Genomic DNA, 13,503 nt, shown 5'->3' on the forward strand with positions numbered 1-13,503 from the left:
CTCGCAACGTTTGGGAGTATACAGCATCTTTTCAGTCTTGTCAAATCGGACGCAATTTCGGCCTGTGACGGGGGTTTGAGGGCGTAGCGACGCAAAATATTGCATCGCTACACGCGCCAAATCTCCACCCTCCCTGGAGATCTTTTTGGGGTATTTTGGCGGATTGGCCGCCCCGCACCACCACAACGAGATCATCGCAACTCCCAGCGCGATCCTTGGGCCGTTTTGGTGATTTCGATCTGGGCCGGGAAGCGGTCTTTGAGTTCGTCTATGTGGGTGATGACGATGATGCGGCGGAAATCTTCTTGGACGCCGGTGATGGCCTCGACCATGCGCTCACGCCCAGTGGCATCGAGGACGCCGAAGCCTTCGTCAATGACGAGGGTCTCCAGGCGCGCCCCGGCACGACGGGCGAGGAGCCGCGAGAGGGCAATGCGTACCGCGAAGTTGGCGCGGAGTGCCTCACCACCACTGAAGGCGTCGTAGACGCGGGTGCCGAGGGCGTCGGAGATTTTGATTTCGAGGGTTTCGACGGTGTCGCCCTTTTTGGTGTCGCGCTGCATCTCGATGCTGAGGTGCATTTGGTTATCGGTCATGCGACCGAGTAGGCGGTTGGCTTCGTCTTCGATCTGGGGGATGGCGCTTTCGATCAGCATGGCCTGGACGCCCTTTTTGCCAAAGGCTTCGCCGAGTTCGGCAAACAGGTCTTGGCGTAAACTGATGGCGCGTTCATTGGCCTCTTCGCGTTCGAGTTGTTCGGCGTCGGCTTGGGCGCGTTTGAGGTAGGCTTGTTTCTCGCCGAGATCTTGCTGGCCAACCTGAAGCGACGTGCGGGCACGTCGCAGTGCCTCGCTGCTGCGGGTGGCCTCGCTCTGCGCCGCAGGGAGGGCGCGCAGCGCCAGTTCGAGGCGTGCGTCATCTTCACGCACGCGGGCGGCGGCGGCGGCGGCTTTCTGTTGCAGTTGCTCGGCCTTGAGTGCCAGTTCGCGGTCGGCGTCGAGGCGCTGCTCGGCGAGGCGTAGTTCCTGTTCGGCCTGTGTCCAGGCTTCGAGGCTGCGCACTTGCTCGCGCATGGCGGTGTGGGCGGTGGGTTGGTAGCCAAGTGCGGTGAGGCTGGCCCCCACTTCAAGCCCTTCCTTGTAGATCGCGTGGGCGAAGTCGTTCTGCTCGATCATGCGGCGTAGCTCGCTGATTGCGTCGAGGAGGGCGGGTAAGGCGGCGAGTTCTTGCTCGATGCGGGCGAGTTCTTCTTGACGCGCTTGGCGTAGCCCTTCGGCTTTATCGCGTTCACGTAGTTGGCGTTCGAGGTCTTTCAGACGGCGATCAATCCGGGTGCGTTCGGCACTCGGATCGCCTAAGGTGGCGAGTTCGGCGGCGGTGGCGGCGAGTTGCTCGCGGGCTTCAGGTTCAAACTGCGCGGCGGCGATTTCGGCCTGGGTTGCGCGTAGCAGCGCATCGGCCTGAATGCGCTCGGCTTGCCAGCCGCTGGCTTGGTGGATCTGGTGTTCGAGGGTGGCCACTTGGGCTGCCTGCTGGCGCAGGCTGGCGATCTGTTGCTCGATCTGGCTGGCGTGGGTGCGGGTCTGTTTGAGGCGCGCATCACTGCTATCAGCCTGGCGTTTGGCCTCGCTGTAGGCGCTGCGCAGATCGTCTAGCTCCTGGCTGTAGTGGGCATGGACGTGGGCAATGCCGGTTTCACCTAGCTCACTGCGACAGACCGGGCATGCGCCACCGGCGTCGGCGAGGATCTTCTGGTTGGCCTTGAGTTTGTCGGCGGCGATTTTGAGGCGGCTACATTCGGCACGTAGCGTGCTCACCAGATCAACATCTTGCTCTTCCTGAAGGCGCAGATCGGCGAGCAGAGACTCTTTTTGCGCCAACTCCTCGTGCGCAGCATGCGCGGCGGCACGTTTGGTCTGCCACTCGGCCAGCGGGGCAAGTTGCTGATCGAGCATGCGCAGGCTGTGTTGCTGCTGCTCGCAGGTCGCCTGAAGCGCATCGTGGCGCATACGAATCTGATTTTCAAGCTGATCGTGGCGGCGGCGCAGGTCGCTGATCTGGGTGCTGCGCTGCTCCAATACCGCCCGCTGCTCGGTCAGCGTGGTACGTTCCAGTGCCAGGGGTGCCAGATCCTGCAATTGCGCCGCGAGGCGTTCCTGTTCACGCAAGAGGGTCTCGCGCTGCGTGGTGCGGGTTTCGAGTTGCTGCTGCTGCTGTTCGAGCTTGGCAAGCCGGTTGCGCAGCTCGTTGCGCGCCTCGCTAAACTGCTGGCGTAGCTCGTTCTGGCGGGCGCTGAGGCGATCATACTGCTCGCGCAGATCGTCGAGGCGCACCAGTTCGCTGCGCGCTGCAGCTAGATCGGCGACCCCAGCCAGAATCTCGGTGCGGCGTGCCACCAGCGACTCAGCAGCGCTGATGCGGGTTTGGAGGGCGGCCAATTCTTGGCTGTAGGCGAGTTGTTCCTGGCGCAGAGCTTCGAGTTCGCGTAGCAGCAACTTGCGCTGTTCAGCCTGCTGTTCGAGGTCGCGCAGGTGCGCCTCGGCAGTGGACTGGGCAGCTTCAGCCTGCGCCACCTGTGCGGTCATCTGCGCCGCGTGAGCCTCGGCATCACGCACCAGCGCGGCCCATGTCTCGACCTTGCCCGCGCTTTCGGCGAGTTGCTCGATCTTGCCGCGTAGCCCGCGCAGTTGGCCATCCAGATCGCGAGCGCGTTCGCGGGCCTTCTGTTCAAGGGTTTGATACTCACCCAGATCGAGAATCTCGGCCAAGACCTGCTTGCGCTCGGTGGGCGTGCGTGAAGTGAACTCATCGGCGCGGCCCTGGAGCAAGAACGAGGCATTGATGAAGGTCTGGTAGGTCATGCGCAGCAGATCGCCAATCCGCTCCTGGGTCTCGCGCACGCCCGTCTCGGCAATCGGTCGCCAGCCGGTCGTATCTTGCACCTGGAGATCGAGGAAGGTCTTGCCGCTCGACGTACCGCCGCGTTTGCCGGTGGTGCCGCCGCGTTGACGGCGGCGAGCGACGCGGTAGTGTTGCGTACCGAGTTGGAAGGTGAGTTCGACGCGCATCTCGCTCTCACCCTGAGCGATCAGGTCATCATCGGGGGTGCGCGCTTGGCCCCAGAGTGCCCAGGTGATCGCATCGAGGAGCGCCGACTTCCCCGCGCCATTTTGGCCGGAGAGGCAGACAACGTGCAGGCCATCGAGATCGAGGCGCAACTCCGCTTCTTGATCGCCGGAGGCGCGGTAGCACATGAAGTTTTGGACAACGAGGCTGGTGGGAATCATAGGGTTACTCTGGCAGATCGGGGCGTGGGAGCAAACCGGCACGCTCGACAATTTGGGGAATAGCGCGAGTCCAATCCACGGACATGATGTGAACCCCGGCGACACCCTCAACACTCAGCAACTCCGACACCAACTCGGAGGCGATGGTAATCCCCTCGCGCTCCGAGTCCTCGGCGGCCTGCATACGATCCACAATACTATCGGTCATGAGCGTACCGGGCAGGTGGTCGCGCAGATAGAGCGCCGAATGGGGACGGCGCAGCACCATCACCCCGGCCAAGATGTGGGCCTGTTGGTGCAGACCAGCGGCACGCACATCAGCCATCCAGGTACGGAAGCGGGCCACATCGAAGATAAGCTGGGTTTGAATGAATTCAGCGCCACTCTGCACCTTTTTTTCGAGGCGGGCAGCGCGTTCGACATTCGGATTAGCGACCCCACCGACAAAGAACTGCGGCGGGTCCTTCAACTGGCCACCGGTATCAAAGCGGGCCTCATCACGCAACTTCCGCATCATACGGATGAGCTGGAACGAATTGAGATCGAGGACATTTTTGGCCTGGGGATGATCGCCAATACGCGGATGATCGCCGGTCATACAGAGGAGATTACGCACACCCAGCGCAGAGGCGCTGAGGGCATCAGCTTGCAGTGCGATGCGATTACGATGCTGGCATGTCATCTGCATAATCGGCTCGATACCGGCCTGACGCAAGAGGGCAGCGGCACCCAACGAAGACATACGAGCAACACCACGTTGGTTATCGGTGAGATTGATCGCATCAACACTCGCCTGCATGGCCTGGGCCAACTGCAGCAGCCGAGCGGGATCGCCACCTTTAGGCGGAGCCATTTCACCCGTAACAACGATCTGTCCGGCAGCTAAACGGCGCTGAAGATTTGAGTGGATCATGGTTGAATCTGCTTGCCACACACGGATTGCGACGGATGCAGTATTGGCGGGCGGGGGAGAAGCGTGGTTGATGCGGAAGTATAGCAGGGGCGGCGGGGGGCTGTCAACGATTTGTATGTAGCACCAAACGATTTGTGGTATGCTTAAGGTGAAGAAGATACTATTATGAGCGACCCGACAAGCGGGCCGATGGGCGCGATGCGATCTATACTTGACATTCACGTTGCAGTAGCGAAGATTGCTCACCACGGTGGGGGCGAGAGTGGCGACACCCTCGAAACGATTGAGCGTCCCGGCGGGGGGTTCTCGTTTGTGTTGGTGGATGGCCAGGGATCAGGGCGAGGGGCCAAGACGCTGAGTAATCTGCTGGCGACACGGGCGATCTCGTTGCTGAAGGATGGCGCACGCGATGGTGCGGTGGCGCGAGCCGTCCACGACTACCTCTACACCTACCGTATGGGCCAGGTTGCAGCCACCCTGAATATCCTCTCGGTGGATTTTCAGAGCGGCAAGATCCTGATCTCACGCAACAACCCGGCCCCGTTCTTTGTGCTCGATCCAGAGGGGGTGGTGAGCCACAACGAGCCATCAACCCCGATTGGCCTCCAGCCGATGATCAAGCCGATCATCACCGAGTTGGAGGTGCGCCCCTACACCTATGTGGTCATCTTCACCGATGGCTTATTGCGTGCGGGTGAGCGTTATGGCGAAGATATTGAACTGCTGAACTACCTCTCGGCATGGCCGGTGATGGATGGGCGTAGCCCCAACGAGTTGAGCGAGATGTTGTTGCAACGAGCGCTGGAGTTGGATCGCGGTGAGCCGTGCGATGATATGAGTATTGTGGTGCTGGCGGTGCTTCCCGGCAAAGAGGAGGGCAGCATTCGGCGGCTCTCGGTCAGCGCACCGTTTGAGGAACCCACATGGCCGGCACCGCTGTAGGTAGGGTACGAGTGGCATCTGATCCCCATTCCCGGCCCCTACGCAGCGCCCGCGAGCGGGTGGCGGCACGACGAGCGGCACGACACCCGCAATTGAGGCGGCTTGGATGTGGGCCGCGTCTGACAGCCCTGGCGATTGGGATGGCCGTGCTGGTGCTTATTCTGCTGCTGATTGGCTCCTCGTGGGCAAGTGGCACCCTGCAACGGATCGAGCAGGACGATCCCCGGCGGGCAAGTGCCGAGGCCAATGGCGGGAGTGGCGTGGCGAGTCTTCAGGCACCCTTCAACATCCTGCTGATCGGCGTTGATCGCCGCCCCGATATGCAAGAGGGGGTACGGAGCGATACACTCATCCTCGTGCATGTCGATCCGGCGGCGGGCTGGGCGGGGATGCTCTCCATCCCCCGCGACTCGGTCGTTCAAGTGCCACACCTGGGCTTCCAGAAGATCAACACCGCGTATGCCTATGGCTTCAATCATGCCGAGGAACTCTATGGGGCAGGTACCGCCCCAGAGGCGGCGGGTGGGGCCATGGCCGCCGAGACGGTCGAGGGCTTTTTGGGTCTAAAAGTGGACTACAGCGCGCAGATTGACTTCCAGGGTTTTGAGCGGGTTGTGGATACGTTGGGCGGGGTGCGGCTGGATGTCCCGCGCCCGCTGCTTGATCCGGCCTACCCCAGCGACGACTACGGCTACGAGCGGCTCTATGTGCCAGCCGGGTTGCAGGTGTTGGATGGGGCTACCGCGTTACGCTACGCTCGCTCGCGCCACAGTTCGAGCGATTTTGACCGTTCACGGCGCCAACAGCAGGTTCTGCGCGCCATTTTGGCGGAGGTGCGGGCGCGTGGCATCTTGAGCCAGGCGGCGCTGTTGCCCGAACTGGTGCAGGATCTCGAACAGAGTGTGCGTACCACCTTGCCATTGGGCGATCTCAACACGGTTCGGGAACTGGCAGGGCTGGCGCAGCACCTCGAAGCGGATCGGATTGTGCAACTGAGCATCAACCCCGGTGATGTGGCGGTGGTGCAAGAGATCGGCTCGGACATCTACTGGGACCCCGGCGATCTGAGTTTGCTGGTAGCGCGGTTGCTGGCTGGCCCAGAGGGTAGCGCCGAAGTTGCGCGGGTGCAGGTACAGAACGGCGCGGGCGTCCCCGGATTGGCCGGGCGTGTCACCGAACGGCTGCGTAGCCAGGGATTTGTGATGGCCGACGCCACCGATGCCCTGGTGACAACCAACCAGACCCAGGTGATTGACTACGGCGACCACCCCCAAACCCTCGAACGCCTCGCGACACTCCTCCAGCTTGACGAGCGCTACGTGCATCGTCGCCCACCGCCTGATGCCCCAGCGGCTCCCTACCAAGCCGATATTGTGCTCATTCTGGGAAGTGATTATCGGGAATGATGGGGTGTATAGGGGCGAAGCATCGCCCACCAACCTCATTCAGGTTCCCCCGCTCCATGGCGGGCGATGCTTCGCCCCTACACAGCAGAAAGCCTCGTTTATGTTTCGCAATCGCCAACTGATGGCCGTTGTTAGCGGCCACTTTATGATCGACGTACTCAACAGCACCGGCGCAGTCTTATTAGCGGTACTCGCCGTACCATTTGAGCTTAGCAACGCCCAGATCGCCACCGCATTGACGATCTATCTTCTAATTGGGTCACTCTCGCAGCCGCTCTTTGGGCTGATCGCAGATCGCTTCCAGGGCAAGACGCTGCTGCTGGCCGGAATCGGGGTCGGCTGGATGGCCTTCTTCTACACCATGGTGGCGCTGGCTCCCAACTGGACACTCTTGTTACCCATGTTCTTGTTAGCCCCATTGGGGAGCGGGCTGTTCCACCCAGTGGGCACCTCATCGGCGGCATTGGCCGAGCCGGATCGGGCGAGCAGCGCAACCGCAGTCTTCTTCTTTGGTGGGCAGGTTGGCATGGCCTTGGGGCCATTTGCCACCGGGTATTTGACGGGGCGCTTTTATGGGTTGGGGCTATTACCGATGGCCTTACTCGCCTTTGCGCCAGCCGTGATGCTCATCATAAGCGGGTTGCACCAGCGCGGCATGGTTCACCATGCGAGTGGTGCCCGCAGTAAGAACACCGTGATCACGATGGCACGCTGGTTGATCATCAGCTTTATCGTTCTGGTGGCGGTACGATCCTCGATTCAGGCCGTCTACCAAGCATTTTTACCCAAACTCTTCAGTGATCGCGGCTGGGACCCGACCATGTTCGGGTTATTGGCGGGCGTCTTTATGGGCGCGGGAGCAATTGGGCAGATCGTCACCGGGAACCTCGCGGATCGCTTTGGGATGCGTGCGGCCATCGTCTGGCCACTCTTACTGAGCGTACCAACCGGCTTGGCCTGCTTCTTTACATCCTCGATCTGGGGCATTTTTGCGGCATGTATCGTGACCGGATTTTTGGTAGGGGGGCAACACAGCGTGTTGGTGGTGCATGCGCAACGGCTCTTGCCCGTCAAGCAGAGCTTTGCAGCCGGGCTGATCCTCGGTTTCACCTTTGCGAGTGGCACCCTGGGGACGTGGTTAGCGGGGCATTTTGCCGATCAGGTCGGGCTTCAGACGGTGATGGTTGCCGTGACGTTGTTGGGGATACCAGCGGCAGCACTGGCAATCACCTTGCCGGGGGCGCGGCGGTAGAAATGGAGTAGAGACGCACCATCTTGCGTCTCCAGAAGACGCAAGATGGTGCGTCTCCAAAAGACGCAAGATGGTGCGTCTCTACTGACTCATCGCACGAACGGCACGCAGGCTAGCGGTATCATCAACCAATGAGTTATATTCGAGACCCACAAAGCCCTTATAGCCAAGCTCGCGTAGCAGACCAAAGATGTGTTCGTAGTTAATCTCGCCGGTACCGGGTTCATGGCGACCGGGCACATCAGCAACTTGGATGTGACCAATCAGATCGAGGTTCTCGGTGATATGGCGGGTGAGATCGCCCTCAGTGATCTGCTGGTGATAGAGATCATAGCAGAGGCGCAGGTGGGGGCTATTGACCATACGAACAATCTCAGCGCCTTCATCAGAGGTACTGAGGAAGGTATTGGGATGATCGCGCCGGTTGAGCGGCTTGAGCACCAGGGTGACATCGGCATCACTGGCGGTTTCGGCAGCGGCATGGAGCGCATCAAGCATATTGGCGCGCTGATCCTGGCGGGACATACCAGGGACACATGATCCGCTCGTAATGATCAGATTGGCACACGAGAGATCAAAGGCCAGCGCCGCAGCCCGATTCATATCGGCAAAGAACTGCTGATGTTGGGACGGGTCTACCAACGAGGCAGTACTGCCAACAAAGGCACTTACCTCTAAGCGTAGCGCCATTTTGAGCGCGAGGGTAATGTTCATATCCTTGCCCTGGCGCGTCCAGAACTCGAAGGCGGGGAACCCGAGATCATGAACATATTCCAGGCGCTGTTCGAACGGCTTCTCTTTGAACATCGTCTCAACACAAACCGAGAAGCGCAGTGGTGGGTTCGCCATATCGCACCTCATCCATCGGATCATCCCCAGGAGCCCCAACCGCGATCACGGGGCATACTAGGCTCTATTGTAGCGCACATCGCCAATTTCGTCAGCGGCATAATTGTGAGTAACTATTCACACTTGGGGTAAAGGAAATCTCGTATTGACGCAAAGGCGCAAGGACGCAAAGGCTTTGTTGCAGGCTTTGCGCCTCTGCGTCTTTGCGTCAAAAACTGGAAGCTAGGAGAAGTGTGAACAGTTACAATTGTGATCATTCAGGGCATGGGCAAAGTCACCTTCGGTGGGGGGCGGGGGCGGCTTCGCCACCAAACAACAACAAACATGAGGATTTGGGGCGCAGCCCCAAAGACGTTGCCCATGCCCTAGCCGTACCCCTGCGGTATATGGTTTTCCACCATTATTTATGGTAGAGTAGATTATGCGTACTGGGATCTTCCCTGTTTACTGAGTGAGACAATCATGCAGAAACACATTATTGTGGTTGGCTCAGGCTTTGGCGGGTTGAGCGCCGCTATTCGCCTTGCCGCCATGGGGCATCGTGTCGAGATTTATGAGAAGGCCGATAAGCCGGGGGGCAAAGCCTATGTGATCGAGCGCGATGGCTTTCGCTTTGATGCGGGACCAACGGTGATCACGGCCCCGTTTATGTTCGATGATATTTGGCAGGCCGCCGGGAAACGGCGCGAGGACTATTTTGAACTGCGGCCATGTTCACCCTATTACCGGCTCTTTACCCATGAGGGGCGGCACTTCGACTATTCGGGGAATGTTGATCAACTTGAGGCCGAGATCCAGCGCTTTAGCCCGCGTGATGTCGAGGGCTACCGACGCTTTATCTCCGAGACCAAGCCGATCTTTGAGAAGGGCTTCCCCATGACCGATAAGCCCTTCCTCAAGTTCACCGATATGCTGAAGGTTGCGCCCGATCTGATCAAGCTGAAGGCATATATCAGCACCTACAGCTTTGTCTCCCAGTTCCTCAAGGATGACTACATCCGGCGCTTCTTCTCCTTCCACCCGCTCTTTATTGGTGGTAACCCCTTCGATGCTTCGTCCATCTATGCGATGGTTCACTACCTTGAGCGCGAGTGGGGTGTCCACTATGCGGTGGGTGGCACCGGGGCAATCATTGAGGCCATGGCCAAGCTCTTCACCGATATTGGTGGTACCCTCCACCTGAATGCGCCGGTGAAGGAGATTATGGTTGAAGGGCGGAAGGTGACGGGGATTCGCCTCGCGGATGATCAGGTGCGGCGTGCCGATATTGTTATCTCGAACGCCGATGTGGCCTACACCTACCACTACTTGATCAACCCGATGCACCGACGGCACTATACCGACCGCAAGTTGCAGCGCACCAAGTACAGCATGTCGCTCGTGGTACTCTACATCGGCACCAACCGGCGCTACAACGATGGGCGCTTGATCCGCCACAACATCATCTTTGGTGAGCGCTACAAGAGCTTGTTGGCCGACATCTTCTACAAGCAGAAGTTGGCCGATGACTTCTCGCTCTACCTCTATATGCCCTCGGTAGAAGATCGCTCCTTCGCACCGGAGGGGTGTGAGTCGTTCTATGTACTCTCGCCGGTACCCAACTTGAAGGCGGGGATTGATTGGACGAAGGAGGCTAAGCCCTACCGCAACGCGATCATCGAGTTCCTTGAGGATCGCTACATGCCCGATCTGAGCAAGCATATTGTGGTCGAGAAGATGGTAGACCCGATGCACTTTGCACGCAAGCAGAATGCCTACATGGGCGCCTCGTTCGCATCCCAGCCACTGCTGACCCAATCGGCATGGTTCCGCCCGCACAACCAGTCGGAGGAGTTCGCCAACCTCTATTTTGTGGGTGCAGGCACGCATCCCGGCGCGGGCGTACCGGGCGTGTTGGGGTCGGCGGTGATTGCGCAGAACCTGATCGGACCGGCGTAGGGGTCGGGGTAGAGACGCAATATGTTGCGTAGGGGTAGGGACGCAATATGTTGCGTAGGGGAAGAGACGCAATATGTTGCGTAGGGGTAGGGACGCAATATGTTGCGTAGGGGTAGGGACGCAATATGTTGCGTAGGGGTAGGGACGCAATATGTTGCGTAGGGGTAGGGACGCAATATGTTGCGTAGGGGTAGGGACGCAATATGTTGCGTAGGGGAAGAGACGCAATATGTTGCGTCTCTACCGATACACGCAATATGTTGCGTCTCTACGGTATCGCCTGCACCATCAATTCGACGGCACGCGCCATTTGGGTATCTTCAGCGGCGAGGAGTTGCTCGATACTCAATGCGGCTGCGTCGGTGGGTGAGAGCGGTAGCGTATTGCTCGGCAGCACCACCTCCTCATCGGGGTTGATGCCCTGGCCACGAATGAGTTGGCCGGAGGGGGTGAGCCACTGTTTGGTGCCCAAGAGCAGCCGCCCGCCGCCGATAATGCGGTAGGAGGAGAGCACTGTGCCAGTACCAAAGGTGGTTTCGCCAATCAACGAGGCACGCTCGGCATCCTGAATGGCTCCGGCCAGGATCTCGGCAGAACTGGCTGAGTTGCGGTTGATCAGCACCACCAGCGGCAGATCGAGCGCCACGCCACCCGCCACGGTGCGCGTCGGTTCGCGCTTGCCAGCACGATCCTCTTCGAGCAGCACGGTGGTGCCTTCGGGGAGGAACTGGCTGGCAATGCTGACCATCTCGTTCAGCAGGCCACCGGAGTTGTTGCGCAGATCGAGGATCATCGCTTTGGCCCCGGCATCACGCGCCGCCTGGATGGCCTCACGCATCTGCGACCCCGAATTGCCATCAAACGCGGTCAGACGGATCAGCGCGATCTGGTCGGGAAGCATCCGCCAACTGACACTCGGCACCACCACCTTGGCGCGCGTGATCGTGACTTCGATCACCTCGGTTGTATCGGCATGGCGAATGCGCAGCGTCACCTGCGAACCCGCCGGGCCGCGCACGCGGCTGGCGAGTTGATCTACACTCCAGCCGGTGGTCGGATCGCCATCCACGGCGAGGATCGCATCACCAGGGAGCAGCCCGGCGGCTTCGGCGGGCGAGCCGGGGATGGGGTTGACGATGATCGTCTGGCCGTCACGGACATCAATATAGGCTCCGATACCCTCGAACGAACCGCGTAATGCCTCATCCCACTCGGTCGCCTGCTCCGCACCCATATAGCGCGTGTGGCCCTGGTCGCCGAGCGTATCGAGCATCCCATTGATCGCGCCATCAATCATCAACTGGGTATCAATCGCCTCCGCATCAACAAAGTTAGCGCGGGTGAGCCGCCATGCATCCCAGAAGGCGGTAAACTCGGCACACACCGCCGGTGATTCAGGGCAAGTGCCGTCTTTACTCAAGAGATTGTTGCCGAGAATGCCAACCAAAACCCCGGTTGCTACGGCAACCACAAGCAACAAGCTCACAAGCCAGAGCGGAACACGCCAACGAGCAATGGTAAGTGGGGAGAGATCATGTCGCGGAGCAGCCATACGCTCACTCTTGGTAATCAGAACGATCCACAGTATAACGATAGCAGTATAGCACTCGCTGTGCCCTCACAGATGAGAGGGCGATAAAACTGTGGTAGGATGATCCTAGTGACAGAGGCCCTGCGGCGCAGGCAGCCGCAACACTCAAGGTATCACCATGCCACGAGTCCTGATCCTTCATGCTTCGGTGGGTACGGGCCACCGTCGGGCCGCTGAGGCACTCGCAGATGCCTTTCAGCGGCGTCAACCAGGTGAGGTACGGGTTGAAGATGTGCTTGATCACACACCACGCCTCTTTCGCCTCGCCTATGCCCGTTCCTACCTCGAACTCACCGACCATGCTCCATTGGTATGGGGCTATTTCTATAACCAGAGTAATGCCGACCCCAACCTCGCTGAGATTACCAACAACATCCGTAAGGTGGTTGAGAGTATCGGTACGAGTGGACTAAAGGAACTGTTACGCAGCTTCGCCCCCGAAGTGATCATCTGTACGCACTTCTTGCCCATGGAACTGTTGGTGCGCTTTAAGCGCAGTGCCATGCTGACCCAGCCGGTCTATTGTGTGATTACCGACTATGCTGCGCATACCTTCTGGACCTACACCGAGATAGATGGCTATTTTGTTGGTGATGAGCAGACCCGCGAGCAACTGATTGCGCGCGGGGTAGCCGCTTCACAGATAAGTGTAAGTGGTATCCCGATTGATCTGATCGCGGCGGAAGCCAAGGATCGTCAAGTGGCGCGGCAACAGTGCGATCTGCCAGCCGAAGGCCAGGTGATCACCATCTTTGGCGGTGGGGTTGACACCGACCACATCCGGGTGATCGTGCAGGGCTTTTTGCGTGGCCCGCTCACGGCAACGTTAGTGGTGGTTGCGGGGCGTAATAGTGAATTGCGCGAGGTGCTGAACGATCTGCAATCTACCCCACGGATCAATCTCAAGATCTATGGATATATTGACTATGTTGATGATCTGATTGTTGCCAGCGATCTCGTGGTGACGAAGGCAGGTGGCCTGATCGTGAGTGAGGTTTTGGCGCGGGGTGTGCCGTTGGTGGTGATCGATCCGATCCTGGGCCATGAGGAATGGAATGCCGATTTTGTGGTGAGTAGTGGTGCTGGCCTTCAGTTGCGCATGTGCGAATCGGTACCGGCAGCGGTGGCGATGGTGCTCAGCAAACCCCACCTCCTGGCGGATATGCGTAGCAGTGCATCCGCAGCCGCCCATCCCCGTGCTGCCATCGAGATTGCCGAGCGGGTAGTGGCAGATCTGCAAAACCGACGGCATATGTGAGGAGACAGTGGTGAGCAACAGTCCGGTTGATGTCCTCTTTGCAATCTCCGACACCGGTGGTGGTCAT

General features: G+C 59.5%; 9 protein-coding genes. 5 read left to right on the forward strand and 4 right to left on the reverse strand.

The window, feature by feature from the left end; genetic code table 11:
• Positions 1 to 191 precede the first annotated feature (191 nt).
• Both EKD03_RS17190 and EKD03_RS17195 read right to left on the reverse strand, forming a co-directional pair.
• Positions 192 to 3,287: an AAA family ATPase gene (locus EKD03_RS17190; protein ID WP_129633532.1), complete on the reverse strand. Its 3,096-nt coding sequence runs from the start codon at positions 3,285 to 3,287 to the stop codon at positions 192 to 194.
• Positions 3,288 to 3,291: 4 nt separating this feature from the next.
• Positions 3,292 to 4,200: a methylenetetrahydrofolate reductase gene (locus EKD03_RS17195; RefSeq protein ID WP_174842894.1), complete on the reverse strand. Its 909-nt coding sequence runs from the start codon at positions 4,198 to 4,200 to the stop codon at positions 3,292 to 3,294.
• 165 nt (positions 4,201 to 4,365) lie between these two features.
• Here EKD03_RS17195 and EKD03_RS17200 point away from each other — a divergent pair, with 165 nt between their 5' ends.
• The 3 genes from EKD03_RS17200 (at position 4,366) to EKD03_RS17210 (ending at position 7,800) form a co-directional block, all read left to right on the forward strand.
• Entirely contained in the window at positions 4,366 to 5,142 is a 777-nt protein-coding gene (locus EKD03_RS17200) for a SpoIIE family protein phosphatase (RefSeq protein ID WP_129633534.1), read from the forward strand.
• A complete protein-coding gene (locus EKD03_RS17205; protein WP_238613568.1) occupies positions 5,124 to 6,548 on the forward strand; it encodes an LCP family protein in 1,425 nt (474 codons plus the stop codon). Before EKD03_RS17200 ends, EKD03_RS17205 begins: the two co-directional genes overlap by 19 nt.
• 100 nt (positions 6,549 to 6,648) lie before the next feature.
• Complete coding sequence (locus EKD03_RS17210; RefSeq protein WP_129633536.1) at positions 6,649 to 7,800, forward strand: MFS transporter; 1,152 nt, start codon at positions 6,649 to 6,651, stop codon at positions 7,798 to 7,800.
• Positions 7,801 to 7,881: 81 nt separating this feature from the next.
• On the opposite strand, the gene EKD03_RS17215 is transcribed toward EKD03_RS17210, so the two are convergent.
• On the reverse strand, positions 7,882 to 8,649 hold the full coding sequence (locus EKD03_RS17215; RefSeq protein ID WP_174842895.1) for a hydroxypyruvate isomerase family protein: 768 nt from the start codon (positions 8,647 to 8,649) through the stop codon (positions 7,882 to 7,884).
• A gap of 462 nt (positions 8,650 to 9,111) precedes the next feature.
• Between EKD03_RS17215 and EKD03_RS17220 the strand changes: the two genes are divergently transcribed.
• Positions 9,112 to 10,587 (forward strand): phytoene desaturase, encoded by a 1,476-nt coding sequence (locus EKD03_RS17220; RefSeq protein WP_129633540.1) that lies wholly within the window; start codon positions 9,112 to 9,114, stop codon positions 10,585 to 10,587.
• 268 nt (positions 10,588 to 10,855) lie between these two features.
• Here the strand turns inward: EKD03_RS17220 and EKD03_RS17225 are convergent, their stop codons facing one another.
• Positions 10,856 to 12,139: a S41 family peptidase gene (locus tag EKD03_RS17225; protein ID WP_129633542.1), complete on the reverse strand. Its 1,284-nt coding sequence runs from the start codon at positions 12,137 to 12,139 to the stop codon at positions 10,856 to 10,858.
• Positions 12,140 to 12,296: 157 nt separating this feature from the next.
• On the opposite strand from EKD03_RS17225, the gene EKD03_RS17230 reads away from it, so the two are divergent.
• On the forward strand, positions 12,297 to 13,436 hold the full coding sequence (locus EKD03_RS17230) for an MGDG synthase family glycosyltransferase (protein WP_129633544.1): 1,140 nt from the start codon (positions 12,297 to 12,299) through the stop codon (positions 13,434 to 13,436).
• Positions 13,437 to 13,503: the final 67 nt, after the last annotated feature.

It is taken from the genome of Candidatus Oscillochloris fontis (assembly GCF_004138135.1).
In the GTDB taxonomy this organism is placed as follows: domain Bacteria; phylum Chloroflexota; class Chloroflexia; order Chloroflexales; family Chloroflexaceae; genus Oscillochloris; species Oscillochloris fontis.